Source organism: Thioalkalivibrio sp. ALE12 (assembly GCF_000381105.1).
Taxonomy (GTDB): domain Bacteria; phylum Pseudomonadota; class Gammaproteobacteria; order Ectothiorhodospirales; family Ectothiorhodospiraceae; genus Thioalkalivibrio.
Genome location: NZ_KB905910.1, coordinates 129842 through 155783 on the forward strand (window position 1 = coordinate 129842; position 25942 = coordinate 155783).

Sequence of the window (25942 nt, forward strand, 5' to 3'; positions counted from 1 at the left end):
AGCCCGCATGCCCGCCGCCGGAACCGGACAAGAGATCGCCATCTTCCTCGTCAGCGTTGTCTTCGGGATCTACATCATCCTGCTGATCCTGCGGACGATCTTCGGCCTGGTGCGGGCCGACTACTACAACCCGATCTCGCAGACCATCGTGATGCTGACCGATCCGCCGCTGCGGGTGCTGCGGCCGGTGATTCCGTCCGTGGGGCGGGTCGATCTCGCCGCGATCGTGCTGATGATCGTGCTCAAGTTCATCGAGATCTGGTTGCGCGTGCTCATCGTTGGCGTGGACGTGGGGCTCGGGCTCATCCTGGCCGTGGCGATCCGCGAGCTGCTGACCACCGTGATCTGGGTCTTCATCATCGCGCTGATCGTCGAGGTGGTGATGAGCTGGATCCAGGCCGGGGGCGGCGGCGCCGCCAACAACCCCATCATGCGCCTGGCCGGCGCGGTGAACCGTCCCATCCTCGGCCCGCTGCGCCGGGCCCTGCCGAACACCGGTGCGATCGATTTTTCGCCGATGATTGCCCTGGTCGGGCTCTATATCCTGCTGATTATCGTCCGCTCTTTCTGAATCCGCCGAGCGGGGGTCGGCACGCGCGCCGCCACCCCCGGTTTCAATCGCAGCAAAAGCGGCTAGACTCGAAGACAGGGGTACCTGAGAGCCTGTCTCCGCAGGGCCCCGCTTTCCCCATCAGGCAAAGGAGTCAGCCATGGCAAGAGTGCATCGGGTCTTTACCGGCTTTCTCGTCGCTTTGGCGGCGGTCGCTCTCGGCAGCTCGATCGCATCCGCCAACGAGGCGGAGTTCGACAATTACGTCGTCCACTACAACGTGATCAACACCACCTTCCTGTCGCCGGAGGTCGCGCGGGCCTATGACGTGCGGCGCAGTTCCAACCGGGCGATGGTCAACGTCAGCGTGATGGAGCGGGGCGATAACGGTCTGCAGGCGGTCTCCGCCGAGGTCACCGGGTCGGCCACCAACATGAACGACCAGATGCGCAACCTGCGTTTCCGCGAGATCCAGGATGGTGATGCCATCTACTTCCTGTCGGAGGTGACGGTTCGCAGCGGCGAGACCCTCGACTTCGCGATCGATGTCGCCCCGGCGGGCAGCGAACGCGTGCTGCCGGTGCGCTTCTCGCGCGACTTTTTCGTGGACTGAGCCCCGCCCGGGGCCTTCAGAATGATCCCCCGCCCGGGCGGGGGATCACATCGCCACACTCAGCAGCATCCAGACCCCGTACAGCGCGACCCCGCCGCCGGCGATCCGGCGGACCCAGGGGCGGCGCACGAAGGCCGCCAGGCGTGCGGCGAACACCCCCATCAGCAGCAGATTGGGCAGCGTGCCCAGGGCAAAGGCACCCATCAGCGCGGCGCCCTCCAGGGCCCCGCCGGCGCCCAGTGACCAGGCCAGCACGCTGTACACCAGCCCGCAGGGCAGCCAGCCCCACAGCCCGCCGACCACCAGGGCCTGCCCGGCGTGGCGCACTGGCAGGAAGCGCCGCCCCAGCGGTTCGATGCGCCGCCACAGCACCCCGCCGGCCTGTTCCAGGCGCGCGAGGATCGGCCACCAGCCGGCGAGATAGAACCCGAGCAGGATCAGGAAGACCGCGGCGAAGCTCTGCAGGATCGCCTGACCGGCCGGCAGGCCGCCCAGCAGACTGGCTCCCAGCCACCCGGCCAGGGCCCCGGCAACGACATAGCTCGCCATGCGCCCGAGGTTGTAGGCCAGCAGCAGGTCCAGCCCCGGCCCGCGGCGACCGTGGCCCATGGAGATCGCGCCGACGATGCCGCCGCACATCCCCAGGCAGTGCACGCCGCCGAGGATGCCCACCGCCAGCGCGGCCAGCAGGGTGCCCGGGTCACCCATCAGCGAACTCCCCGATCAGTCCGGATCGGCCGCATCGCCCAGGGAAACACTGCTTGATGTATACGCTCGCGCTCGAGTCGCTTTTGCGTGCGAACAAGGCGCGGTGACTGCCGTGCAGTCATTCTGCACAAGGGAACCGCAACGCTGTGCGCGCGCAAAAGCGGCCGAGCCCCTGCATTGAATGGTTTGTGGGGTTGGCACCCCAGGTTCCCCGATACGGCGTTGCGCCGCTTGCGGGTAGAACCACTACCCGCTGCACGACGCGCCTTGTCTCGAAGAACCTGGGGTGCCAACGCGAGCGTGTACATGAATCAGTGTTTCCCTAGGACCTCGTGCTTGGTCCGGATGAAGGTGGCGTGCGGCACGTAGAGCAGGTCCGCGAGGTGCCGGATGACCGCCTCCTGACGTTTGTGCAGGTCGCGGTTGGCCCAGGCGGCGCGCCACAGGGCGCGCAGTATGTCGGCCTTCTGCTCGGCATCGAAGGCCGCATTGACCTCGCGCACCATCGGGTGGATGGAGATCAGCGCGTCGCTCTCCTCCTGCGCGATCTCCAGCAGCGCATCGGCGGTATCGTTGTCCAGGCGGAACAACTCGATCAGGCTGCCACGTACCGATTCGAGCTCCTCCGCGCGCAGTTCGAAGTCGGCGCGGCAGACTTCCATGATCAGGGCCGCGGCGGCGCGCTGCAGGCGCTGTTCGGGATCGCCCTCGGCGCGATCGCTGCGTTCGGCGCCCAGCAGGCGCTGCCAGTGGCTGCGTAGTTGTTCAATCACCGCGTGGTCTCCGTCTACTCGCGCTGTGCGGTATGGTGCCCGAATGGAATCCGTTCGGCCCGAATCCCCCGATCTCCTCCTGCTCTCCGGCGGCATCGAGAGCAGCGCCCTGCTGGCGCAGTGCCATGCAGCCGGCCAGGTGCTGCGCGCCGTCTGGGTCGACTATGGCCAGCGCAATGCGGCCCGCGAATGGGCGGCGGTGGAGCATCTGGCCGGGGTCTACGGCGCGACGCCCGTCGCGCTGGACCTGCAGTCCCTGCGCGCGGCCTTCACCCGGCGCAACGACTGGGTCGGGCATGTGCCGTTGCCCCAGCGCAATCTGCTGGTGCTGGCGCTGGCGGTCAACCTGGCCGAACACCACGGTGCCGGGCGTATCCTTTTGGCCCTGAACCGCGAGGATCAGGGGCATGGGCCGGGTTCGCAGCCCGGGTTCGTGCAGCAGGTCTCGGCGCTGGCCGGGACCCTGGTCCCGCATCTGCAGGTCGAGGCGCCGCTGATCGAGCAGTCGAAGGCGGAAATCATCGCCACGACGGATCCGCTGGGGATCGACTGGCGCCGCACCTGGAGCTGCCTTCTGGCACAATCGCGCCACTGCGGGCGCTGCCCGCAGTGCCAGGCCCGGCGCGCCGCGTTCGCCGCGGCCGGCATCCCCGACCCGACCGACTACCGCGAAGCACCCCGATGACCGATGCCGCCATTCCCCGCCATGTCTCCGAGCGTCTGGAGATCGCCATCCTCACCGGCGAAACCCTGCAACTGAACTGGGCCGAGCCCGGTTCCAGTCAAGCCTGGTGGGGCAAGGTAACGCCCCGCGAAGTGCGCGAGGCGGATGGTTATCACTGGCTGGATGGTGAGTGCGAAGGCCGGCCGGTGCAGATCCGCCTGGACCTGATCCGCAACCTGCCGACCCCGGTCAAGTAGCCGCCGAATCGCCGGCCCTGTCTCTCGTGGCGGGCAGGCCGGACATCAGGTCCGCGAGCGACTCCAGCAGCACGAAGTCCTCCGAGTGCATGGGCTCGCCGCGCTCGTCCGGGTATCGCATGCCGCGCAGCTCTGCGATACCCGCCCCGGCGGCGCTCGCCAGCGCCAGCAGGTTGTCGTCCACCAGCAGGGTGCGCTCCGGGTCATGGGGGGCGACCCGCTGCAGGCGCTCCCAGAACGCGGCCTCTTCCTTCGCGCAATCCAGATCGTGGGCGGAGACGATGGTGTCCAGATGGTCGCCGATGCGGGTGAGCTGGTGCTTGAAGGCGTAGACCTGCGGATGGGCATTGGTCACCAGCACCCGCCGCCGGCCGGCACGTTCAAGGGCGGCCAGCAACGCATTGGCATGCGGTTTCAGGGCGATATGATGGGCCAGTTCGCGTTTCAGGCCCAGGATGTCCAGCCCGGTGAAGCGCGTCCAGTGATCCACGCAGTACCATTCCAGCTTGCCGCGCACCCGCTGCATCTCGTCCTCCAGGCGGCGGCGTGCGCATTCCGGGTCGTCCGGCTGGCAGCGGGTGTACTCCCGCGGGATCAGCTCGCGCCAGAAGCGGTTGTCGAAGTGCAGGTCGAGCAGCGTGCCGTCCATGTCGAACAGCACGGTGTCGATGCGACTCCAGTCCACGGCGAGCGCGGGGGCGTGCGGATTTTTTTCGGGGTTTTTCGGGTCCACAGCAGACGGCCACATGATCGAGGGGATTGGTTATGGCTCTCATGGTACCCCAGGTGCGGTTTCTGCCCGCGCCCCTTCTTGCCGCGCTTCTGGCCCTGCCGGGCCCCACCCTGGCGATGGACCCGGATGATCCGGACTACGATCCGCTTGAGGATGATGCCCTGTGGGGCGAGACGGTCTCCCCGGACCAGACCCAGACGACCAGTCCGGAGCTGACGTTCCTGCTGGAGGAGCCGGACCGGACGCCGCATCACCACCAGAATCAGATCCGCATCACGGCCTCCTCCCTGGAGGACGGATGGGCCGATCTGCGCCAGTGCCACAACGATGTGGCGGCCATTCGGCGCATGGTCATTGTGTACAATGAGGCGACCATCGACGAACTCCAGGTCGAGTCCACCCGCAACATCGAATCCGCGCGCGCCGAGGGCGATCGTGTGGATCTGCGCGGGGTGGAGAAGGACGCCGAGGTCTGTGTGACCGCGCGCATGAAGATCGTCGAGCACGAGGGGGACGGCGTCTATCGCCTGGAGAACGGCCCGTTCGTTCGCCGCTTCCTCGACGGCTATTTCCCGATGCGCGTCACCATGGCCGTGAGCTGGGGTGATCTGGATCTACGCCTGGCGGAGACCGAGCCGGCCGAGCAGGACGGGTTCGAGGTGGTGACCTCCGATCACGGGTTCATGTTCGACACCCTGTTCGAGGGCGAACTGCGGACCCTGGTGCGTCTGCGCAACAGCCACTGACCGCCCGGGAGGGCGCATGAGCCGAGACAAGCCGGATGTCCAGGGGCGACGCACGGTCGCCAGCAGTCGCCTGTTCGAGGTGGAAGAGCTGGACCTCGAGTTCAGCAATGGCGCGCGCACCTGCTTTGAGCGCCTGGTCAGCCGCGGCCATGGTGCGGTGATCATCGCCCCGGTGCAGGCCGACCGGACAATCCTCCTGATCCGCGAATACGCCGCGGGCACCCACCGCTACGAGCTGGGTCTGCCCAAGGGACGGATGGAGGCGGGCGAGGACATCCTGGCCGCCGCCAACCGGGAGATCATGGAGGAGGTGGGGCATGCCGGACACCGCCTGACCCACCTGGGCGCGCTGACCGTGGCGCCCGGCTACATGGCCCACCAGACGCATCTGGTGCTGGCCGAGGATCTCTACCCCGAGACCGCGGAGGGCGACGAGCCGGAGGCGATCGAGGTGGTGCCCTGGTCGCTGGACCGCCTGACGGAGCTGGTTGCACGCGAGGACCTGACCGAGGCGCGTTCCATTGCCGCCCTGTACATGGTGCGCGACTACCTCGACGGATAGAGGCCTCCTGGCGCGCGCCGGTGTTCCCCCGGGGCCGCAACCCTGCCAAGCTAGGGGGAATGTTCCGGGAAAACGGGAGTTCCCCATGCATGCTCCGCCGAAGGATGCGGCCCTGACTGCCCTGATGCACGAGGTCTCGAGCCTGGCCGACGCGGCCGGCCACGCCATTCTCGAGCTCTACGAGACCCGTTTCGCGGTCACCGAGAAGGCCGACCACTCGCCGCTGACCGAGGCGGATCTGGCCGCCCACCGTATCCTGGTCGGCGGGCTGTCGGATATCGACCCGGACTGGCCGGTGTTGTCCGAGGAGGGGCAGGACGTGCCCTTCGCGCGGCGTCGGCAGTGGCCGACCTACTGGTTGATCGATCCCCTCGACGGGACCCGCGAGTTCGTGAAGCGCAATGGCGAGTTCACCGTGAACGTGGCGCTGATTCACAACCACGAGCCGGTCCTGGGCGTGGTCTGGTGTCCGGTGCTCAAGCGGCTGTATGCCGGGCACCGCGACGGGGTGGCGATCCGGCGGGACGAAGACCAGGCCCCGCGCACGATTGCGGTCGCCAGCGAGCGCATCGGCACGGATCATCCCGTGGTGGCGGGCAGCCGTTCACACGGGGCGGAACGCCTGAAGCTCGCGCTGGACCGGCTGGGCCCGCACGAGCTGGTCAGCATGGGCAGCTCGATGAAGCTGTGCCTGGTGGCCGAGGGCGCCGCCGATATCTATCCGCGCCTGGGGCCCACCAGCGAATGGGATACCGCGGCGGCCCATGCGGTGGTGCGGGCGGCCGGCGGCCGGGTGACCGACCTCCAGGGCCAGGAGCTTCGCTACAACACGCGCGAGAGCCTGTTGAACCCCGAGTTTCTGGTGTGCGCCGGCAACCCCGACGGCTGGCTGCGCCGCCTGGGATTGCCGGAGGCCTGAGGGAAACTCTAAGCGCGCGCCGCCGCGTCAGGCGGCGCCGTTGGTGCGCGACGGGGCGACCGGCTCCGGCGTGATGTCCCAGATCTCGCGGGCGTAGTCGCGCACCGTGCGGTCGATCGAGAAATACCCCATGCGTGCGACATTCAGGATGGCGGCCTCGGCCCAGGCGGCGCGGTCGGCGTACAGGGTGTCCGCCCGCGCGCAGGCCTCGGCGTAGGCCGCATAGTCGGCGATCACGAAGAAGGGATCTTCCTGGCGCAGGTAGCGACCGAGGTCGGCGTGGGTGCCCGGGTCGTTGCAGGTGAAGAACCCGGACTCGATCATCTCGACTGCGGCGGCGAGGCCCGGCTGGCCGGCCAGTATGGCCTCCGGGGGCGGGCCGTGGCGGCGGTGCTCGACGACCTCGTCGGCGGTCATGCCGAAGATGAAGATGGAGTCCTCGCCCACCGCGTCCCGGATCTCGATGTTGGCACCGTCCAGGGTGCCGATGGTCAGGGCGCCGTTGAGCGCCAGCTTCATGTTGCCGGTCCCGGAGGCCTCGAAGCCGGCGGTGGAGATCTGCTCGGAGACATCCGCCGCCGGGATGATGATGCTCGCCGAACTGACCTCGTAGTTGGGGAAGAACACGCACTTCAGGCGGTCGCCGATGGCCGGGTCATGGTTGACGATGTCGGCGACCTCGTTGATCACCTGGATGATGCCCTTGGCCCGGGCATAACCCGGCGCGGCCTTGCCGCCGAACAGCACCACGCGCGGCGGGATGTCCTCGCCGGCGCGGATGCGGCGGTACAGGTCCACCACGTGCAGGAGTTTCAGCAGCTGGCGCTTGTACTCGTGGATGCGCTTGATCTGCACGTCGAACATGACGTCCGGGTTCAGCTCCACGCCGGTGCGCTCGCGCACCAGGTCCGCCAGGCGCTGCTTGTTCGCGCGCTTCACGTCCATGAAGGCCTTCTGCAGGTCGGCGTCGTGGGCGTAGGGTTCCAGCGCGCGCAGGCGATCCAGGTCGTACTGCCAGTCGTCGCCGATGCGCTGGCCCAGCAGTTCGGTGAGCGCGGGGTTGGACTGGATCATCCACAGGCGCGGGGTCACCCCGTTGGTGACATTCACGAAGCGCTCCGGCCACAGGTTGTAGAAGTCCTCGAACAGGGTCTCCTGCAGCAACTGGGTGTGCAGCGCCGCCACGCCGTTGACGCGGTGCGAACCCACCACCGCGAGGTGGGCCATGCGGACCCGGCGGCCGTGTTCCTCGTCGATGATGGACAGCCGCGCCAGGCGGTCGTTGTCGCCCGGATAGCGGTGGCGTACCTCCTCCAGGAAGCCATGGTTGATCTGGTAGATGATCCCCATGTGGCGTGGCAGTACGCGTTCCATCAGCTCCACCGGCCAGGTCTCCAGGGCCTCGGGCATCAGGGTGTGATTGGTGTAGGCGAAGGTGCGCCGGGTCAGTTCCCAGGCGCGTTCCCAGGGCAGCTCGTGCTCGTCCATCAGCAGGCGCATCAGCTCCGCGACGGCGATCGCCGGGTGGGTATCGTTCAGCTGGATCGCGACCTTGTCGGGCAGGGCGTCGAGGCTGTAGTCCAGAGCCAGATGGCGCTCCATGATGTCCTGCAGCGAGGCCGAGACGAAGAAGTACTCCTGTTTCAGGCGCAGTTCCTTGCCGATCGCGGTGGCGTCGTTGGGGTACAGGACCATCGAGATGGTCTCCGACTCCGCCTTGTCCGCGACCGCGCGGATGTAGTCGCCTTCATTGAAATAGCGCAGGTCGAAGTCGCGGGTGGCCTTGGCCGCCCAAAGGCGCAGGTTGTTCACGTTGCGCCGGCCATAGCCCGCGGTGGGGTAGTCGTAGGCCATGGCCAGGACTTCCTCGCCGTCCTCCCAAGTGTAGCGGGTGGAGCCATCGGGGTGATGGTGCTCGACCACGTAGCCGTAGAAGTGGATCGGATACTTGCGGTCCGAGCGCGGGAACTCCCAGGGGTTGCCGTAGCGCAGCCAGTTGTCCGGGTGTTCCACCTGATGGTAGGGCTCGAACTGCTGGCGGAACATGCCGAACTCGTAGCGGATGCCGTAGCCGTAGCCGGGGTAGCCCTGGGTCGCCAGGGATTCCAGGATGCAGGCGGCCAGGCGCCCCAGCCCGCCATTGCCCAGGGCCGCGTCGTCTTCGAGGTCCAGAATGGTGTCGAGGTCGACGCCGAGATCGGCCATGGCCTGGCGGGCCGGCTCGAGGATGCCCATGTTGCGCAGGTTGGCCTCGAGCATGCGCCCGATCAGGTATTCCAGCGACAGGTAGTAGACGCGCTTGACGTCCTCGTCGGCGAACTGCCGGCGGGTCAGCAGGCGGCGCTCCACCATGCGTTCGCGGATGGCGAAGGCCAGGGCCTCCATCCAGTCGCGTTCGGTGGCCTGGCGCGGGTCCTCGCCGACCACGCGGACCACGGCATCGCGGATCGACTGCCGCAGACCCTCCACATCGTTGGGAAGGTTGGGCAGGTGGGTCACTTCGGGGGCGGCCATCGGGCGGATCTCCAGAAAGGGGGTAGAAGCGCCGCTGCCTGGAATTATCCTTCCCGGGCGACGGCGCGATAGCCGATATCTGTTCGGCAGTATATATCGTCGAAATGAATCTGGTGTACGGCCGCGTAGGCCTTTTTCTGCGCGCTCTTCACGTCGGCTCCGAGGCCGACCACGCAGAGTACGCGACCGCCGGCGGTCACGATGCGACCCTCGGCATCGCGGGCGGTACCGGCATGAAACACGTGGGCGTCGGGATCGGCCTCCACGGCCTCCAGGCCGCTGATGACGTCGCCCTTGCGGTAGTCCCCCGGATAGCCCCCGGCGGCCAGGACCACGCCCAGCGCTACGCGCGCATCCCAGCGGGCCTCGACCGCGTCCAGACGCCCGTCCAGCGCCGCCTCGACCAGTTCGCTGAGGTCCGATTCCAGGCGGCTGAGGATCGGCTGGGTCTCGGGGTCGCCGAAGCGGCAGTTGAACTCCAAGACCTTCGGGTTGCCCGCAGCGTCGATCATCACGCCGGCATACAGAAAGCCGGTGTAATGTTCGCCGTCGGCGGCCATGCCCTGCACGGTCGGTTCGATGACGTCGTGCAGGATGCGCGCATGCAGCGCATCGGTCACCACCGGGGCGGGTGAATAGGCCCCCATGCCGCCCGTGTTCGGGCCCTGGTCGCCGTTGTCGCGCGCCTTGTGGTCCTGCGAGGAGGCCAGCGGCAGCACGTGTTCGCCGTCCACCATGCAGATGAAGCTGGCCTCCTCACCGGTCAGGAATTCCTCGATGACCACGCGGTTGCCGGCCTCCCCGAAGGCGTTGTCGGCCAGCATGTCGTGCACCGCCGCGCGGGCCTCGTCCTCGGTCTGCGCGAGGATCACGCCCTTGCCGGCGGCCAGGCCGTCGGCCTTGACCACAATGGGCGCGCCGTGGGTGGCGATGAACTCCAGCGCGGCCTGTTCGTCCTCGAAGCTGCCGTAGGCGGCTGTCGGGATGTGGTGGCGGTGCATGAAGTCCTTGGCGAAGCTCTTGGAGCCCTCGAGCTGCGCGGCCTTTGCCGTGGGGCCGAAGCAGCGCCGGCCGGCGGTGCGGAAGGCATCCACCACGCCGGCGACCAGGGGTGCCTCGGGGCCGACCACGGTAAACGCGATGGCCTCGCGTTCGGCCAGGGCCAGCAGCGCGTCGATGTCGGTGACGCCGACGTCGATGTTCTCGCACTTGGCCTCGCGCGCGGTGCCCGCGTTGCCGGGGGCCACCAGGACGCGCTCGACGCGCGGCGACTGTGCCAGCTTCCAGGCCAGCGCATGCTCGCGCCCGCCGTTGCCGATTACCAGTACGTTCATCGGGACCTCAGTGGCGGAAGTGGCGCATGCCGGTGAACAGCATGGCGATGTCGTGCTCGTTGGCGGCGTCGATCACCTCCTGATCGCGCATCGAGCCGCCCGGCTGGATCACCGCGGTGATACCGGCCTCGGCTGCGGCGTCGATGCCGTCGCGGAACGGGAAGAAGGCATCCGAGGCCATCACCGAGCCGGCGACCTGCAGGCCTTCGTCCGCGGCCTTGATGCCGGCGATGCGCGCGGAGTACACGCGGCTCATCTGGCCCGCCCCGACCCCGATGGTCTGCTGGTCGCGGGTATAGACGATGGCGTTGGACTTGACGTACTTGGCGACCTGCCAGGCGAAGCACAGGTCCTTCATCTCCTGCTCCGACGGCGCGCGCGCGGTCACGGTCTTCAGTTCCACATCGGCCAGGCTGCCGCGGTCCGCATCCTGGACCAGCAGCCCGCCGCCGATGCGCTTGTAGTCCAGGCCCGGGCCAACGCCCGCCGGCGGGATCTCCAGTACCCGGACGTTCTTCTTGGTGGCCAGCGCGCGCAGCGCGCCCGGCGTGATCTCGGGGGCGATCACGACCTCGACGAACTGGCGGCTGACAATCGCATGCGCTGTGTCGCCGTCCAGCGGGCGGTTGAAGGCGATGATGCCGCCGAAGGCCGAGGTCGGGTCGGTCTGGAAGGCGCGCTCGTAGGCCATCAGCTGACTCGGCGCGACCGCCACGCCGCAGGGGTTGGCGTGCTTGACGATCACGCAGGCCCCGGCCTCGAACTGGCGCACACATTCCCAGGCGGCATCGGCGTCCGCCAGGTTGTTGTAGGACAGCGACTTGCCCTGGTGCTGGCGGTAACTGGCCAGGGTGCCGGGTGTGGGCTGCGGATCGCGGTAGAACGCGGCGCGCTGGTGCGGATTCTCGCCGTAGCGCAGGGTCTCGACGCGCTCGAAGGTGGCGTTCAGCTGCCCGGGGAAGGGCGCGGCCTCGCCGTCCTCGTCCAGGGCCGACAGGTAATTGCTGATCGCAGCGTCGTAGCGCGCGACGTGATCGAAGGCCGCGACCGCCAGGCGGAAGCGCAGGGACTGCGGGACCTCCCCGTGGTCGCCGATGGCCGCAACGATCTCGCCGTACTGGTCGGGGCTGGTGGCCACCGCCACGTCACGGTAGTTCTTGGCCGCCGCACGCAGCATCGCGGGCCCGCCGATGTCGATGTTCTCGATGGCATCCTCCAGGCTGCACCCGGGTCGGGCCACGGTCGCCTCGAAGGGATAGAGGTTCACCACCAGCAGGTCGATCGGGGGGATGTCCTGCTCGGCCATCACCGCGGAGTCGATGTCGCGCCGCCCCAGCAGGCCCCCGTGGATGCGCGGGTGCAGGGTCTTGACCCGGCCATCCATGATCTCGGGGAAGCCCGTGTGCGCGGAAACCTCGGTCACCGGAAGGTTGTTTTCGGCCAGCAGGCGGGCCGTGCCGCCGGTGGACAGAAGCTCCACGCCGCGCTCGTGCAGGGCGCGGGCAAGCTCCACGACGCCGGTCTTCTCGGAGACCGACAAAAGGGCGCGCTGGATGGGGCGGCTGGGGGTCATGCGGGGCCTCGGGATCGCTGCAAAAACCGCCATTATATCGAACGCGTGACGCCCGTGGAGGCGGCTTCGACCCGGCCGCGGCACAGCGGGAGGGCTGGGGCTCAACTTGTAATTTTTGCGCAAAACCTTCAGGGTATAAAAACGATTTCGGACACAACGCCCGCGTTCAGACGCAGCGCGAGGCGCCGTAAACGATCCCCGAGCCAGGCGGGATGGGCCCGCCAGACCACGGCTCGGCATCCGGGTAATGAAGAGCCCTCCGGATGTGCAGGATGAACCGGCCAGGCCGGTAGCGGGCGCTGCGAACAACGCGCCCGTTGCATTGCTACCCGAACACCAGGCCTGGCCTGGGCGGATCGGGCGAATGGCGAGACCGCCGGGACATGCGGGGGTCGCGGTTCTCTGCGTTTGCGGGGTGTTGTGCCGACGGATCGGCCGCGGGCCGTCCGTTCACGCTTACGACAGCAGCAAAAGCCAAGAGGAACCAGCATGGCAGCGAACATCAAGAATGATCAGGATTTCGGTGACAAGCCGACCGAACGTCGCGATACCGAGAACTACCTCAACGAGTACACCACCGGTTTCGTCGACAAGTGGGACGACCTGATCGACTGGGACAACCGCGCCAAGAGCGAAGGCACCTTCTTTATCGAGGAACTGAAGAAGCGTGGCGCCAAGCGCGTGCTGGACGTGGCCGCCGGTACCGGTTTTCACTCCGTACAGCTGCGCGAAGCGGGCTTTGACGTGGTGACCGCCGACGGCGCCCCGGAGATGCTCGTCAAGGCCTTCGAGAACGGCCGCAAGCGCGGGCACATCCTGCGCACCGTGCAGGCCGACTGGCGCATGCTGAACCGCGATATCTACGGCCGTTACGACGCCGTGGTCTGTCTGGGCAACTCGTTTACCCACCTGTTCAACGAACATGACCGCCGCAAGGCCCTGGCCGAGTTCTACTCCGCCCTGAACCACGATGGCGTGCTGATCCTCGACCAGCGCAACTACGACACCATCATGGACCACGGCTACTCGTCCAAGCACACCTACTACTACTGCGGCGACGACGTGCAGGTGCAGCCGGCCCATGTCGACGAAGGCCTGGCCCGCTTCCAGTATCGCTTCCCGGATGGCTCCGAGTACTTCCTGAACATGTTCCCGCTGCGCAAGGCCTATGTGCGCCGCCTGATGCGCGAGGTCGGTTTCCAGAAGATCGAGACCTACGGGGACTTCCAGGAGACCTACCGCGAGACCGATCCCGACTTCTTCATCCACGTTGCCGACAAGCGTTATATCGAGGGCGAGGAACGATGAGCGAGAACTACTCCGACGTCGTCGAGACGGCTCGCGACTATTACAACAGCGAGGACGCCGACACCTTCTACAAGATGGTGTGGGGCGGTGAAGACCTCCATATCGGGCTGTACGAGTACAAGGACGAGCCGATCGGCGACGCCAGCCGGCGCACGGTCGCCCATATGTCCGACCTGCTCGGCGAGCCGCAGCCGGAATGGCGCGTGCTCGACATGGGCGCCGGTTACGGCGGTGTCGCGCGCTACCTGGTCGAGAACTACGGCTGCGAAGTCACCGCGCTGAACCTGTCCGAGAAGGAAAACGAGCGCGACCGCGAGATCAACAAGGCGCGCCACCTGGACCACAAGATCACCGTGGTCGACGGCAGCTTCGAGAAGGTCGACGAGCCGGACGCGTCCTATGACGTGGTTTGGTCCGAAGACTCGTTCCTGCATAGCGAGAACGAAAACAAGAAGAAGGTGATTCAGGAGGCCGCTCGAGTACTGAAGCCGGGTGGCTGGCTGATCTTCACCGATCCGATGCAGACCGACGACTGCCCGGACGGCGTGCTGGACCCGATCCTCGCCCGCATCCATCTGGATTCGCTGGCTAGCCCCGAGTTTTACCGTGAGGCGGCCAAGGCAGCGGGTCTGGAAGAGGTCGGTTTCGAGGAGCATTCCAGCCAGATCGCGACCCACTACGGCCGCGTGAAGCAGGAGCTCGAGTCCCGCGAGGACGAGCTGAAGCACTACATCTCGCAGGACTACATCGACCGCATGAAGCAGGGCCTGCAGCACTGGGTCGATGGCGGCAACTCGGGCTACCTGACCTGGGGCATCTTCCGCTTCCGCAAGCCGGCCCGCTAGGTCGCGCTTGCGAAGCAGGGACCGGGGGGCTGGCCGCCGTCAGGCGGGCAGTCGCCTCCAGACCCCGTCCATGCGGCCTTCGAGCGGCTGGAAGCGGGTCTTGTATTCCATCTTCGGCGCCTGGTCGATCCAGTAGCCGAGGTAGACATGGGGTAGACCGAGGCGGTGCGCATGCGCCACCTGGGTCAGGATCGCGAGGGTGCCCAGGCCGCGGCGCGGCTGATCCGGATCGAAGAAGCTGTACATCGCCGACAGCCCCTGCGGGGTGCGGTCGGTGACGGCCACCGCGACCAGCGTGCCGGCCTGGCGGAATTCGATCAGATCCACCGGGCCGTTATGGTGGGCCAGCATCCCCGTGTATTCCTCGCGCCCCATCTGCTCCATGCCCCCGCCCGCGTGGCGGGCGGTCTGGTAGCGCGAGAACAACGGCATGTGCTCGTCGAGATCGGCGGCGGGCCCGGTGCCCGGCTGCTCCGGCGGGCGCCGGATCGCCACCGCGAGATCCTGATTGCGGTCCAGGCAACGGCGCTGGCTGCGATTCGGGCGAAAGCGCGCGACCGGAATGCGTACCGGCACGCAGGCCGCGCATTCGGGACAGTGATGCCGGTAGACAAACTGACCGCTGCGGCGAAAGCCCTCGGCCAGTAGCTGGCCGAAGCGGGCACCGCCCAGGCTGACCGCGGGGTCGACCAGGAGGCTCTGCATCTCGCGGTCGTCCAGATAGGGGCAGGCCTGCGGGGCAGTGATGAACCAGCGGATCGGATGTTCCTGCATGGCGCTATCGTGACATCTCCGTGCACGGGCGCAAACAGGGGCATCCCAGACCGCCACGAGATACCAAAGAGCCTGCCGGAAGGGTGGGCTCCACGACCGGGATGGAACCCCGGCGTGTACACTTATCCCATTCGAAACCAATGGTGTACGGCACATGACGGCAACACGTAAAGATATCGAGAAGGCGCTGAAAGAGCGCATCCTGATCCTGGACGGCGGTATGGGAACCACCATCCAGCTGTACAAGCTGGACGAGGCCGACTACCGCGGCGAGCGCTTCAAGGACTGGGAGTCCGACCTGAAGGGCAACAACGACCTGCTGTCGCTGACCCGTCCGGACATCATCGAGCAGATCCACAACGACTATCTCGAGGCCGGTGCCGACATCATCGAGGCCAACACCTTCAACGGTACCCGCATCGCGATGGCGGACTACCACATGGAGGACCTGGTCCCCGAGCTGAACCGCGAATCCGCGAAGCTCGCGCGCAAGGCCGCCGATGCCTGGACCGAGAAGACCCCGGACAAGCCGCGCTTTGTCGCCGGTATCCTCGGCCCGACCAACCGCACCGCGTCGATCTCGCCGGACGTGAACGACCCGGGCGCGCGCAACGTCGATTTCGACACCCTGGTCGAGGCCTACAAGGAGGCCGCCGAGGCCCTGGTCGAGGGCGGCGTGGACCTGCTGCTGATCGAGACGGTGTTCGACACCCTGAACGCCAAGGCCGCGATCTTCGCGGTGAAGACGCTGGAAGACGAGCTCGGCAAGGACCTCCCGATCATGATTTCCGGGACGATCACCGATGCCTCCGGCCGCACCCTGTCCGGCCAGACCACCGAGGCCTTCTGGAACTCGGTGCGTCACGCGAACCCGGTCTCCATCGGCCTGAACTGCGCGCTGGGCGCGAAGGAAATGCGCCAGTACGTGGAAGAGCTGTCGCGCATCGCCGATACCCACGTCTCCGCGCACCCCAACGCCGGCCTGCCGAACGAGTTCGGCGACTACGACGAGTCCCCGGAGCAGATGGCCGAGGACGTCGGTCCGTGGGCCGAGCAGGGCATGCTGAACATCATCGGCGGCTGCTGCGGCACGTTGCCGGAGCACATCCGCGCGATGCGCGAGGCGGTGGAGAAGCATCCGCCGCGCAAGGTCCCGGAGGTTGCCGCGGCCTGTCGCCTGTCGGGCCTCGAGCCGTGCAACATTACTGACGACTCGCTGTTCGTGAACGTCGGCGAGCGCACCAACGTGACCGGCTCGCGCAAGTTCCTGCGCCTGATCCAGAACGAGGAATACGACGTCGCGCTGGAAGTCGCGCTGAACCAGGTCGAGGGCGGCGCCCAGATCATCGATATCAACATGGACGAGGGGATGCTGGAGTCGCAGGACGCGATGGTCCGATTCCTGAATCTGCTCGCCGGCGAGCCGGATATCGCCCGCGTGCCGGTGATGATCGACTCCTCCAAGTTCGAGATCATCGAGGCCGGCCTGAAGTGCGTGCAGGGCAAGCCGGTGGTCAACTCGATCTCCATGAAGGAGGGCGAGGAGAATTTCATCAAGCAGGCCCAGCTGTGCCGCCGCTACGGCGCCGCGATCGTGGTCATGGCCTTCGACGAGGACGGCCAGGCCGACAACGAGGACCGCCGTGTCGAGATCTGCACCCGCGCCTACAAGCTGCTGACCGAGAAGGTCGGTTTTCCGGCCGAAGACATCATCTTCGACCCGAACATCTTCGCGGTCGCGACCGGTATCGAAGAGCACAACAACTACGGCGTGGACTTCATCGAGGCCACCCGCCGCATCAAGAACGACCTGCCGCACGCGCTGGTCTCCGGCGGCGTGTCCAACGTGTCGTTCTCCTTCCGCGGCAACGAACCGGTGCGCGAGGCGATCCACGCGGTGTTCCTGTACCACGCCATCAAGGCGGGCATGGACATGGGCATCGTCAACGCCGGCCAGCTCGCGGTCTACGACGACATCGACGAGAAGCTGAAGGAAGCGGTCGAGGATGTGGTCCTGAACCGTCGCGATGACGCGACCGAGCGACTGCTTGACCTGTCCGAGGAGTACAAGGGCCAGGGCGGCGGCAAGAAGGAGGAGAACCTCGAGTGGCGTGAATGGGAAGTCACCAAGCGCCTCGAGCACTCCCTGGTCAAGGGCATCGACACCTACGTGGTCGAGGACACCGAAGAGGCGCGCCAGGCCTATGACCGCCCGATCCAGGTGATCGAGGGTCCGCTGATGGACGGCATGAACGTGGTCGGCGACCTGTTCGGCGAGGGCAAGATGTTCCTGCCGCAGGTGGTCAAGTCCGCCCGCGTGATGAAGAAGGCCGTGGCCCATCTGATCCCGTACATCGAGGCCGAGAAGACCGGCACCGAGAACAACGGCAAGATCCTGATGGCCACGGTGAAGGGCGACGTCCACGACATCGGCAAGAACATCGTCGGCGTCGTGCTGCAGTGCAACAACTTCGAGGTCATCGACATCGGCGTGATGCAGCCGGGCGCCGAGATCCTGAAGGCCGCCAAGGAACACGATGTGGACGTCATCGGCCTGTCCGGCCTGATAACCCCCTCGCTGGAGGAGATGGCCAACTTCGCCGCCGATCTCGAGCGCGAAGGCATGAAGACCCCGCTGATGATCGGGGGCGCGACCACCTCGCGCGCCCACACCGCGGTCAAGATCGAGCCGAACTACTCCGGTCCCGTGGTCTGGGTGAAGGACGCCTCGCGTGCGGTGGGTGTGGCCCAGAGCCTGATCAGCCCCGAACTGCGCGAGAAGTACGCCGCCGAGATCCGCGAGGAGTACGAAAAGCTGCGCGTGCAGAACGCCGGGCGCAAGAAAAAGACCCAGTGGGTCACGCTGGAGAAGGCGCGCGCCAACAAGCCGCAGATCGACTGGTCAAGCTATACCCCAACCAAGCCGAAGGCGCTGGAGACCGACAAGCTGCCGGGCGAGCCGACCGTGCTGCACCCGCATGGCGACGGCTCCGTGCTGCTGCGCTTCGACGACTACGATCTGAACGAGGTCGCCGAGTACATCGACTGGACGCCGTTCTTCCACTCCTGGCAGCTGCACGCCGCCTACCCGCGCATCCTGGATGACGAGAAGGTGGGTGAAGAGGCGCGCAAGCTGTTCAAGGACGCCCAGGAGATGCTGCAGCGCATGATCGACGAGAAGTGGGTCACCCTGCGGGGCGTGGTGGGCTTCTTCCCGGCGAACACCGTCAATAATGACGATATCGAGGTGTACACCGACGAGAATCGCTCCAAGGTGCTGAAGAAGCTGCATCACCTGCGTCAGCAGACCGAGAAGCGCCGGGGTCAGCCGAGCCACTCGCTGGCCGATTTCGTGATGCCGAAGGAGGCCGGCGGTCCCGACTACATCGGGGCCTTCGCGGTCAGTGCCGGTGGCGATGTCGATGCCAAGGCTGCGGAATTCGAGAAGGCCAACGACGACTACCACTCGATCCTCGTGAAGAGCCTGGCGGACCGCCTGGCCGAGGCCTTCGCCGAGTGCATGCATCAGCATGTGCGCCGCGAATTCTGGGGCTATGTCCCGGACGAGTCGCTCGAAAACGAGGACCTGATCGAGGAGAAGTACCAGGGCATTCGCCCGGCCCCGGGCTACCCGGCGTGCCCGGAGCACACCGAGAAGTCCACCCTGTGGGAGCTCCTGCAGCCGGAAGAGAACGCTGGCATGACGCTCACCGAGAGCTACGCCATGCTGCCGGTCTCGGCCGTGTCCGGCTGGTACTTCGCGCATCCGGAGTCGCGCTACTTCGGTCTCGGCAAGGTCAACCGCGACCAGGTCGAGGACTACGCCAAGCGCAAGGGTATGTCGTTCGAGGAGGCCGAGCGCTGGCTCGCGCCGAACATCGGCTACGACGACAGCGACGAGGCCAAGGCGGAAGCCAAGGCCGAGCGCGAAGCCCGGACCGCTTAACACCCCGGTCCCGTCTCCGGGCCGACCCGTGCGAGCGGGCGGGTCCGGCAAACTGCGAGCCCCGCATCAGGGAATCCCCGGTGCGGGGCTCGCTTTGTCTGGGTGGCCGCGCCAAACTGTTCGGGTCCGCCCGCAACCGGAGTTCGTGCATGTCCGCCCGTGAACCCGCGATCGACGCCCGACCGGCGATGTTCCGCAACCACCCGTTCGGTTTCATCCTCAGCCTGGTACTGATCCCGGCCTTCGGGCTCGGCCTGCTGATCCTGCTTTGGTGGTATCTGCAGACCCGCTCGGTACGGCTGCGCATCGATGCCGACCAGGTCCATCTCGAGCGCGGTCTGTTGTCGAAGTCGCATGTGGATCTGGATATCGGCCAGATCCGCACGGTGAAGGTGGACCAGAGCTTTTTCGACCGCATCTTCCGGGTGGGCCGCATCGCGGTGTACACCACTGGCGACAACCCGGAGTTCCGGGTCACCGGCATCCCCGACCCCAATCGCGTGCGCGAGTACGTGCGCGGTCGCCGCGAGGCCCTGGCATGAGCCGGAGTGATCGCTCCGACAGCCGCCTGGCGCTGCGCATCCTGCTGGGCACCTCGGCGCTGGTGGCGTTGCTGGTGGCCCTGCTGGTGCTGGCGGCGGCGGTCTCCCTGCCGGGGCTGTCGGACTGGGTGGCGCTGACCTTCGACGACGGCATGGGCCTGAAGAACGCCGCGCTGGTCGCGGCCATCGTGTCGGTCCTGATCTCGATCGTGTTTGCCCTGGCCGCCGGCGAGGGCCTGATCGGGGAACTGCAGTTCATGATCCCCGGCTTTTTCCTGTTCTTCGTCTTCTTCTGGCTGATGCTGGCCTGGATCTTTTGATCCCGGCCGGTGCACCGTGCATCCTGCGTTTCCTTCTCAATCCCCGGAGCCCCGAGCGTGACGACCGACGCGGACAACGAATCCAATCCCCAGCACCACCTCACCCTGCGGCCGACCCGGATCGAGGACTACGAGGACATCCGCGAGATCATGGAGCGGGTCTATCACGACCTGGACGGCGCCTGGAGCGAGGCGCAGTTCCGCTCCCAGGTGAAGCGTTTTCCCGAGGGCCAGATCTGCATCGAGGACAACGGCAAGGTGGTGGCCGCGGCGATCAGCCTGATCGTCGAATACAAGCGCTTCGGCGATCACCACAACTACTGGCAGATCACCGGCAACGGCTTCCTGACCACCCATGACCCGGACGGCGACACCCTCTACGGCGTGGACATCTTCGTGCATCCGGACTATCGCGGGCTGCGTCTGGGACGGCGGCTGTACGACGCGCGCAAGGAGCTGTGCGAGAAGCTGAACCTGCGGGCGATCGTCGCCGGCGGGCGCATCCCCGGCTACGAGCAGTATCGCGACGAGCTGACCCCGCAGCAGTACGTGCGTCGGGTGAAGAACCACGAGATCACCGATCCGATCCTGACCTTCCAGCTGGCGAACGACTTCCACGTCCGCAAGATCATCACCAACTACCTGCCGGACGACGAGAAGTCCGGGGCCTACGCCACCCTGATCGAGTGGCTTAACATCTACTACGAGGAGAAGGAGAAGCTGATCGGCGGCAGCCGCTCGGACGTGCGCATCGGCGTGGTCCAGTGGCAGATGCGCCCGACAGTGGATCTCGACGCCCTGTTCCAGCAGGTGGAGTACTTCGTGGATGCGGTCTCCGGCTACCGCGCGGATTGCGTGCTGTTCCCGGAATTCTTCAACGGCCCGCTGATGGGGGCGTTCAACCAGGACTACCCGGCCGAGGCCGTGCGCCGCCTGGCCGAATACACCGAGGCGGTGCGCGAGGAGATGGTGCGCCTGGCGCTGGCCTACAACATCAACATCGTGGCCGGGTCGATGCCCGAATACACCGAGGACGTGCTCCGCAACGTTTCCTACCTGTGCCGCCGCGACGGCACCTGGGATCGTCAGTACAAGGTCCACGTGACCCCCGACGAGGTCTCCTACTGGGGGCTGCAGGGGGGCGACGAGGTACACGTCTTCGATACCGACTTCGGCAAGATCGGCATCCTGATCTGCTACGACGTGGAATTCCCCGAACTGCCCCGGGTGATGGCCGATCATGGCCTGCAGATCCTGTTCGTCCCCTACTGGACCGACACCAAGAACGCCTACCTTCGGGTGCGGCGCTGTGCCCAGGCACGCGCCATCGAGAACGAGTGCTACGTGGTGATGTCCGGCTCGGTGGGCAACCTGCCCAAGGTCGAGAACATGGACATGCAGTATTCCCAGGCCGCGGTCTTCACCCCGTCCGACTTCGCCTTCCCGCATGACGCGGTGGCGGCGGAGGCGACTCCGAATACCGAGATGACGCTGATCGTGGACCTCGACCTCGATAACCTGAAGGAGCTGCGCAACCACGGCTCGGTGCGCAACCTGCGCGACCGCCGCCGGGATCTCTACTCGGTCAAGTGGAAGTCCAAGCCAGTGTAGCCCGCGCGGACAAAACGTGAACGCGTTCCGGTTGCCCGTTGGCTGCCACTGGCATCCGGAGGCCGCGCCCCTTAGTCTTGCTGGTACAGGGAGCATCGGTCGCGGTCCGTCGGCCATGATCGAGGCCGCGCCGTCACTGGACGGGCGGATGTCAGTCAGGGGGAAGGAATGAACGAGCAGACGCCGGATCCGAAACGCGCCGCGATTCTCGTGGTGGATGACTCCAAGGTCATCCGGGTCGCGTTGCAGCGCATCCTGCAGGGCCAGCACACGGTCTACGAGGCCGCCGATGGCGAGCAGGCCCTGGAGCTGCTGCAGCAGTATCCGGATATCGGCCTGGTCCTGACCGATCTCTCGATGCCGGGGATCGACGGCCAGGATTTGCTGCTCCGTGTGCGCGATGGCATCGAGAATGTCCCCGCCGATCTCCCGGTGGCGATAGTGACCGGCCAGGAGAGTGACGAGGCCGCCAGCGACGAATGGCGTTCGCTGGGCGCCAGCGCCGTCCTGATGAAGCCGTTCGTGCCGACCCGTGTGCGCGAGGTGGTGGCCGAACTGCTGCCGCCGCCCCCGGAGCCGGAGCCCGCGAGCGCCGGCGCGGAAGTCGATACCGCCGAGGCCGCGGCGCTGCGCGAAGAGGTCGAGCGCCTGCGTCGCGAGCTGATGCTGCGCCAGCAGTCCGCCAACGAGCGCGAGGCGCAGAAGGAACTGGAGCGCCTGCGCAATGCCCTGGGCGAGGCTCGCGATGAATCCACGGCGGCCTTCCAGCGCGCCGAGGAACGCGAGCGCGAGATCGAGACCCTGCAGGCCCGGCTGGAGGAGACCGAGACGGCGCTGGCCGAGGCTCGGGCGCGCGACGAGGAGGCCGCGGCCGCCGGCGAGCAGGCCGAGGCCCGCGAGGCCGAACTGGCCACGCTGCGCGCGCGGGTCGAGGAGCTGGAGGCCGAGGAGTCCGGGGCACCCGCGGCGGCCAGCGAGGCGACCGAGCAACTGCGCAGCCGGGTGCGCGAACTGGAGGGCGAGAACGTTCGCCTGGATCATGACCTGGTCGAGCTGGAGCGCCAGCGCGACGCGGTGCAGAAAGAGCTGCAGGACGCGCGAGCCGAGGCCGATCGCCTGCGCCGCGAGCGCAATCAGCAGTGCGAGCGGGCGGCCGCCGCGGAGAAGGCCCAGGCGGAGGCGGAGCAGCGCTGCGCGGACACCGGGGACTCGGCGGCGGATCTGGGCGAGCGCCTGGTAGCGCGCGAACAGGAACTGGCCGAGTCTCAGCAGCGCAATCAGGAGCTGCGTGGCCGCATCCGCGATCTGGAACACGCCCTGACCGGACACAGCACCACGGCGGCCGCAGAGCCCGAGCGCCCGGCCGATCCCGAGGGGTCGGTCAAGGCGGAGCCGGAGGACCGCCTGCGCGCGCCAGCGTCGGACACGCCGCACAGGCGTTCCGAGCGCCTGGGGCGCCGGCGCTGGTTCCGGGTGGCCTTCGTGGGTGTGCTGGCGGTTGTGGTCGCCCTGGGTGTGGCGATCTACCTGCGTGGATACTGACGTCGCCGGAGGGCCCGGCGATTCGATGAGTGGTTAGGAGGTGGCGGGCCCGGGTGACCCGGGGCCCGCCGGGGGCATTTCCTACTGGTGGCGGTCGCGCAGTACGCCCAGCAGATGGTTCCAGGAGTCGTGGTCCGCGCGGGCGTCATAGCCCACCGGCATGCCGAATTCCTCGGCAATGGCGTCGGCCCCGGGGTTGGTGAAGCTGTGCTTCACCCCGGAGAATTCCACCACGGTGTAGCGCGCCTCGGCATTCTGCATCTCGTCCTGGAAGCCGGCGATCTGTTCTGGCGGGATCATCGGATCCGCGGTGCCGGTGAAGCTGAGCAGTTCCGCCGTGACCTTGCCGGCCTCGGCCGGGTGCTCGGTCCCCAGGCCGCCGTGGAAGCTGGCCGCAATGTTCAGGTCCATCCCTGCGCGTGCGGCCTCCAGGGCCACAGTGCCACCGAAGCAGTAGCCGACCGCGGAGGGTGCGGCATCGGCCGCCGCATCATGCGCGCGCAGCCAGTCGTAGGCGGCCTGGAAACGGCCCAGCATCAGATCGCGGTTCTCGCGGATCTCGCCGGCGAATTCACCGGCGGTGGAGGGGTGGTCGGCCAGCTTGCCGCTGCCGTACATGTCCAAGGCGAAGGCCGTGTAGCCCTCGCGGGCGAGTTGCTCGGCGCGGTCGCGGGCGTAGTCGTTGTGGCCCCACCACTCGTGGATGACCAGGACCGCCGGATGCGGGCCGTCGCCTTCGGGGTAGGCGAGGTAGCCGGTCATCTCGTCACCGTCGTGGTCGTAAGCGACCTCTTCGGTCTGGATGCCGGCGAAGGCCAGGCCGGGCAGGAGTCCGGCCAGCAGGACGGCGAGCGGCGCGAAAGCGGGTTTGGCGAACATCGAACACCTCCTTGATCGTCGAATCGACTCTCGATAGACCCGGACCCTCGAGTATGGTTCGTTGCCCCGCCGGGTTACAACGATCGGGACAGCGGCTACAGTAGAGACGTCCGGGCCGTGGCAGCGCGCCGGCCCGGGAACAGGACGAGTGGGGCGAAGCGATCGGCGCTTCGCTCCGGCAAGAGGATCCATCCATGTCCGAGCGTTCCGCCAACGATTCCCTGGAGGCCCGGGTCCAGTCGGCCGACAAGCTGCTGGCGATGCCGCAGGTGGTATTCGAGGTCGCGCGTCTTCTGGAGGACGACAACGCGACCGCGGTCCAGATCGCGAACAGCCTGAGCCGCGACCCCGGCCTGGTGGCCCTGGTCCTGCGTATCGCCAATAGCCCCGCCTACGCCCCCGCGCGGACCATCGACTCGGTGGACCGCGCGATCGCGATGCTGGGGCGCGATGCCCTGCAGCGCCTGGTGGTGGCCAGTGCGATCACCCGCGCGACGGCCAGCATCCCCGATCAGGAACGCCTGCCGCTGGAAGTCTTCTGGCGGCATTCCGCTTACTGCGCGGTGATCGCACGGCAGCTGGCGATGCGGGTGCTGCCACGCCAGGCCAGCGGGATCTTCCTGGCCGGTCTGCTGCATGACCTGGGCAAGCTGCTGCTGTTCTCGCAGTCGCCGGAATCGGCCCATCGGGCCTTCCTCTCCAGCCTGGATGTCGGCGATGGGCTCAGCCCGCAGGGCGCGGAACGCGCCCAGCTGGGGTTTGATCACGCGGAGCTGGGCGGGGCCCTGGCCGAGCACTGGGGACTGCCGGAGCTGCTGGTCGATTGCCTGGCCGGTCATCATCAGCCCATGCAGGCGCCGGAGCGCCACCGCACCGCCGTGATGCTGGTGCACCTGGCCAATACCGGCGCTCATCTGGCCGAGATCGACTCGCGCGACTGGGCCGACGCCCCACCGGTGGACCCGGCGGTCTGGGAGGCCCTGCACCTGGCCCCCGAGGTCCTGCTCTCCGCCGTGGAGGAGGCCCAGCACGAGGTGCTGGCGGTGCAGGACCTCTGCGATCCGGCGCACGACGCGGAGCCACGCGTATGAGAGCGTGGCGTGAACCCGCGCCGGCCTCCGGGGTCGGAAGCATTATGCCGATGTCCGCCTGTATCAACCCGGGGCTGCGCGTGTGGTTCGCGGCCGGCCTGCTGTTCCTGCTGGCGGGCTGCGCCGGGGTGCCGGCGTCGCTGGCCCCGTTGCCGGCCGCGGCACCGGATCGCGAGCAGGTGCTCGCCGACCCCGAGGCGGTGAAGGGCGAGGTCGCGGTCTGGGGCGGAGTGATCGCGGCCATCGAGAACACCGACGGCGGCACCCGGCTGGAGGTGGTCGCCCGCGAGCTGGATCGCCAGGGCCGCCCGCGGGAGGCTGACCGCTCCCCGGGGCGCTTTCGCGCGGTCAGCGGCGGGTTCCTGGACCCTCAAGTCTATGCCGAGGGCCGCGAGGTCACCGTACGCGGCGTAATCCAGGGCACCGAGGAAGGCAGTGTCGGTGACTACGCCTATACCTTCGTGACCCTGCAGGCGGATGCGGTGTACCTGTGGCCACGCCGGCCGCCGCCGTCCGAGCGGTATTATCGCGACCCGTTCTACGACCCCTTCTACGATCCGTTCTACAGCCCCTGGGGCCCGCGCTACGGGGTCTACGGGCGTTATCACCCGCATCCGTGGTACTGGTGAGTATGTCCCGATTCCGGTTTCCCCTGGCAGCCCTGCTGCTGCCCCTGTTCCTGATCGCCTGTGCCTCCGGCCCGCTGGAGGCGCCTGACGACCCGTCCGTGCAGGTCGAACCGCGGGCCGTCACGGCGGACAGCCTGCCCGCCGACGAGCAGGTCTGGGGCGGCGTGATCGCTCGGGTGGACAATCGCGCCGAGGCCACCTTCGTCGAGGTGGTTGGCTACCCACTGACTCGCCAGGAGCCGCAGACCCGGCAGTCCACCACCGGGCGCTTCCGCCTGCGGGTGGACGGTTTCGCCGACCCGGTGGACTATCGCGCCGGTCGCCGCATCACGGGCGTAGGCACGGTTACCGGCGTCGAGGAAGGGCGGATCGGTGAACTGGACTACGTCTTCCCGGTGCTGGATGCCCACTCGGTGCATCTGTGGCCGGAGCCCGACCCGCCGCGTTCATCCGGCGGTGTGCGCTTCGGAATCGGGATCGGCATCGGCCTGTAACGCGGCAGTCGGTCA

Annotated in this window: 25 protein-coding genes; 17 read left to right on the forward strand and 8 right to left on the reverse strand. The window is 67.3% G+C overall.

Annotated features, from left to right (window positions below; genetic code table 11):
• Positions 1–7: 7 nt before the first annotated feature.
• Together F614_RS0110360 and F614_RS0110365 are read left to right on the forward strand one after the other, a co-directional pair.
• Positions 8–571, forward strand: a complete 564-nt coding sequence (locus F614_RS0110360; RefSeq protein WP_018866703.1) for a YggT family protein — start codon at positions 8–10, stop codon at positions 569–571.
• 139 nt (positions 572–710) lie between these two features.
• Positions 711–1163, forward strand: a complete 453-nt coding sequence (locus F614_RS0110365; protein WP_018866704.1) for a DUF4426 domain-containing protein — start codon at positions 711–713, stop codon at positions 1161–1163.
• A 45-nt stretch (positions 1164–1208) separates the two neighbouring features.
• On the opposite strand, the gene F614_RS0110370 is transcribed toward F614_RS0110365, so the two are convergent.
• Positions 1209–1871 (reverse strand): sulfite exporter TauE/SafE family protein, encoded by a 663-nt coding sequence (locus F614_RS0110370; RefSeq protein WP_018876885.1) that lies wholly within the window; start codon positions 1869–1871, stop codon positions 1209–1211.
• Positions 1872–2182: 311 nt separating this feature from the next.
• The gene (locus F614_RS0110375; RefSeq protein WP_018866706.1) at positions 2183–2644 is read right to left on the reverse strand and encodes a TerB family tellurite resistance protein; all 462 of its coding nucleotides are present in this window, start codon (positions 2642–2644) and stop codon (positions 2183–2185) included.
• A gap of 43 nt (positions 2645–2687) precedes the next feature.
• Here F614_RS0110375 and F614_RS0110380 point away from each other — a divergent pair, with 43 nt between their 5' ends.
• Together F614_RS0110380 and F614_RS0110385 are read left to right on the forward strand one after the other, a co-directional pair.
• Positions 2688–3329, forward strand: a complete 642-nt coding sequence (locus F614_RS0110380) for a 7-cyano-7-deazaguanine synthase (protein WP_018881586.1) — start codon at positions 2688–2690, stop codon at positions 3327–3329.
• Complete coding sequence (locus F614_RS0110385; RefSeq protein WP_018876886.1) at positions 3326–3565, forward strand: hypothetical protein; 240 nt, start codon at positions 3326–3328, stop codon at positions 3563–3565. The genes F614_RS0110380 and F614_RS0110385 overlap by 4 nt, the downstream gene beginning before the upstream one ends.
• On the opposite strand, the gene F614_RS0110390 is transcribed toward F614_RS0110385, so the two are convergent.
• Entirely contained in the window at positions 3558–4298 is a 741-nt protein-coding gene (locus F614_RS0110390) for an HAD family hydrolase (RefSeq protein WP_051080443.1), read from the reverse strand. The two genes, F614_RS0110385 and F614_RS0110390, sit on opposite strands and share 8 nt — an antisense overlap.
• A gap of 32 nt (positions 4299–4330) precedes the next feature.
• On the opposite strand from F614_RS0110390, the gene F614_RS0110395 reads away from it, so the two are divergent.
• The 3 genes from F614_RS0110395 to cysQ all read left to right on the forward strand — a co-directional run bounded on the left by F614_RS0110395 (position 4331) and on the right by cysQ (position 6525).
• Positions 4331–5044: an alpha/beta hydrolase gene (locus F614_RS0110395; protein WP_081601992.1), complete on the forward strand. Its 714-nt coding sequence runs from the start codon at positions 4331–4333 to the stop codon at positions 5042–5044.
• 16 nt (positions 5045–5060) lie between these two features.
• A complete protein-coding gene (gene nudE / locus F614_RS0110400; protein WP_018879722.1) occupies positions 5061–5606 on the forward strand; it encodes an ADP compounds hydrolase NudE in 546 nt (181 codons plus the stop codon).
• 85 nt (positions 5607–5691) lie between these two features.
• On the forward strand, positions 5692–6525 hold the full coding sequence (cysQ, locus tag F614_RS0110405; protein WP_018878486.1) for a 3'(2'),5'-bisphosphate nucleotidase CysQ: 834 nt from the start codon (positions 5692–5694) through the stop codon (positions 6523–6525).
• Between the two features lie 27 nt (positions 6526–6552).
• On the opposite strand, the gene F614_RS0110410 is transcribed toward cysQ, so the two are convergent.
• The 3 genes from F614_RS0110410 to purH are packed head-to-tail and all read right to left on the reverse strand — an operon-like array spanning position 6553 to position 11946.
• Complete coding sequence (locus F614_RS0110410) at positions 6553–9039, reverse strand: glycogen/starch/alpha-glucan phosphorylase (protein WP_018879721.1); 2487 nt, start codon at positions 9037–9039, stop codon at positions 6553–6555.
• A gap of 44 nt (positions 9040–9083) precedes the next feature.
• The gene (gene purD, locus F614_RS0110415; RefSeq protein WP_019558857.1) at positions 9084–10373 is read right to left on the reverse strand and encodes a phosphoribosylamine--glycine ligase; all 1290 of its coding nucleotides are present in this window, start codon (positions 10371–10373) and stop codon (positions 9084–9086) included.
• Positions 10374–10380: 7 nt separating this feature from the next.
• Positions 10381–11946 carry a bifunctional phosphoribosylaminoimidazolecarboxamide formyltransferase/IMP cyclohydrolase gene (purH, locus tag F614_RS0110420; protein ID WP_018878484.1) on the reverse strand — a complete coding sequence of 522 codons (1566 nt, stop codon included), beginning with the start codon at positions 11944–11946 and terminating at the stop codon, positions 10381–10383.
• Positions 11947–12435: 489 nt separating this feature from the next.
• Between purH and F614_RS0110425 the strand changes: the two genes are divergently transcribed.
• Together F614_RS0110425 and F614_RS0110430 are read left to right on the forward strand one after the other, a co-directional pair.
• Positions 12436–13254, forward strand: coding sequence for a class I SAM-dependent methyltransferase (locus F614_RS0110425; RefSeq protein ID WP_018866715.1), 819 nt, complete (start codon positions 12436–12438; stop codon positions 13252–13254).
• A complete protein-coding gene (locus F614_RS0110430) occupies positions 13251–14099 on the forward strand; it encodes a methyltransferase domain-containing protein (RefSeq protein ID WP_018876893.1) in 849 nt (282 codons plus the stop codon). The genes F614_RS0110425 and F614_RS0110430 overlap by 4 nt, the downstream gene beginning before the upstream one ends.
• Positions 14100–14138: 39 nt before the next feature.
• Here F614_RS0110430 and F614_RS0110435 read toward each other — a convergent pair whose 3' ends face one another.
• Positions 14139–14873, reverse strand: a complete 735-nt coding sequence (locus F614_RS0110435) for an arginyltransferase (RefSeq protein WP_018878482.1) — start codon at positions 14871–14873, stop codon at positions 14139–14141.
• Positions 14874–15027: 154 nt separating this feature from the next.
• Here F614_RS0110435 and metH point away from each other — a divergent pair, with 154 nt between their 5' ends.
• The 5 genes from metH to F614_RS0110460 all read left to right on the forward strand — a co-directional run bounded on the left by metH (position 15028) and on the right by F614_RS0110460 (position 22834).
• Positions 15028–18819, forward strand: a complete 3792-nt coding sequence (gene metH, locus F614_RS0110440; RefSeq protein WP_019558858.1) for a methionine synthase — start codon at positions 15028–15030, stop codon at positions 18817–18819.
• Between the two features lie 149 nt (positions 18820–18968).
• A complete protein-coding gene (locus F614_RS0110445) occupies positions 18969–19361 on the forward strand; it encodes a PH domain-containing protein (RefSeq protein ID WP_018876895.1) in 393 nt (130 codons plus the stop codon).
• Positions 19358–19681 carry a hypothetical protein gene (locus F614_RS0110450; RefSeq protein ID WP_018878480.1) on the forward strand — a complete coding sequence of 108 codons (324 nt, stop codon included), beginning with the start codon at positions 19358–19360 and terminating at the stop codon, positions 19679–19681. The genes F614_RS0110445 and F614_RS0110450 overlap by 4 nt, the downstream gene beginning before the upstream one ends.
• A gap of 57 nt (positions 19682–19738) precedes the next feature.
• Positions 19739–21292, forward strand: coding sequence for a bifunctional GNAT family N-acetyltransferase/carbon-nitrogen hydrolase family protein (locus F614_RS0110455; protein WP_018866721.1), 1554 nt, complete (start codon positions 19739–19741; stop codon positions 21290–21292).
• Positions 21293–21460: 168 nt separating this feature from the next.
• Positions 21461–22834 (forward strand): response regulator, encoded by a 1374-nt coding sequence (locus F614_RS0110460; RefSeq protein ID WP_019558859.1) that lies wholly within the window; start codon positions 21461–21463, stop codon positions 22832–22834.
• Between the two features lie 81 nt (positions 22835–22915).
• On the opposite strand, the gene F614_RS0110465 is transcribed toward F614_RS0110460, so the two are convergent.
• Positions 22916–23713 (reverse strand): dienelactone hydrolase family protein, encoded by a 798-nt coding sequence (locus tag F614_RS0110465; protein WP_018866723.1) that lies wholly within the window; start codon positions 23711–23713, stop codon positions 22916–22918.
• 194 nt (positions 23714–23907) lie between these two features.
• Here F614_RS0110465 and F614_RS0110470 point away from each other — a divergent pair, with 194 nt between their 5' ends.
• Genes F614_RS0110470 through F614_RS0110480 form a run of 3 tightly spaced genes read left to right on the forward strand, consistent with a single transcriptional unit; the run spans position 23908 to position 25927 of the window.
• Entirely contained in the window at positions 23908–24804 is an 897-nt protein-coding gene (locus tag F614_RS0110470) for an HDOD domain-containing protein (RefSeq protein WP_019558860.1), read from the forward strand.
• Between the two features lie 44 nt (positions 24805–24848).
• Positions 24849–25433, forward strand: coding sequence for a Slp family lipoprotein (locus F614_RS0110475; RefSeq protein WP_019558861.1), 585 nt, complete (start codon positions 24849–24851; stop codon positions 25431–25433).
• Positions 25434–25435: 2 nt separating this feature from the next.
• On the forward strand, positions 25436–25927 hold the full coding sequence (locus F614_RS0110480) for a Slp family lipoprotein (protein ID WP_018866726.1): 492 nt from the start codon (positions 25436–25438) through the stop codon (positions 25925–25927).
• The last annotated feature ends 15 nt before the right edge of the window (positions 25928–25942 follow it).